Below are 667 nucleotides of genomic sequence, written 5' to 3' on the forward strand. Positions count from 1 at the left end.
TGAGGCGTTGCGGTCGGCTGCGGTGAGGGTGGAGGCGCAGGTGGGGGTGCGTAATGCCCGTAAAGCCACGTATGGGACGCATTTCCAAGGGTATTATGCGGAGTTGTGGGCCCGGAATATTGAGACGGCGAATCGGGATGCGAGGGTGTTGGCGTCGCGGTTGCGTGATGTGGCGCAGGGGGTGCGGGATCTGGAGGCTGATGCGAGGGCGGAGCAGGCGAGGATTGATGCGGCCAGGGAGTGGAAGCGGCAGCGGGATGCCCGGTCGGGTTGGGACAAGTTCTGGGAGGGCGCGGATGTTCTGCATTTGTTTCATGGTGATGCGAATCCGCCGAGGATTGATCCGATTCCTCAGATGGTGAAGTCGTATCCGTCGCCACCACTGGAGGGACGTGGGGATTTTGTGGGGAACAAGGACACGGGGGTTTCGTCTGCCCTGCCGGATGATCTGCGGAGTTTCACGAGGTTGGAGCGTGGCTCGAATGATAGAGCGCGTGGGTGGCTTGCCTCGGTGCAGGGGTTGGTGACATCGTTCCAGCAGAGGTGTCTGTGGGGGCAGTTGTCGTGTGAGCCAGTACTGGCGGGCTTTTCGAATTACATCGTCTCGAATGACAATGATTGTGTCCGCACTGATGTGGTTGCGGCGAATTTTGAGGCGGCTGGTGGT

General features: G+C 60.3%; 1 protein-coding gene. It reads left to right on the forward strand.

All coding sequences use genetic code 11. The features are described from left to right. Positions 1–46: 46 nt before the first annotated feature. Positions 47–667 (forward strand): hypothetical protein (locus tag EII35_RS16310; protein WP_221739811.1); only part of this gene is annotated, 621 nt, incomplete at its 3' end.

The organism is Arachnia propionica (assembly GCF_003932785.1).
Classification (GTDB): domain Bacteria; phylum Actinomycetota; class Actinomycetes; order Propionibacteriales; family Propionibacteriaceae; genus Arachnia; species Arachnia propionica_B.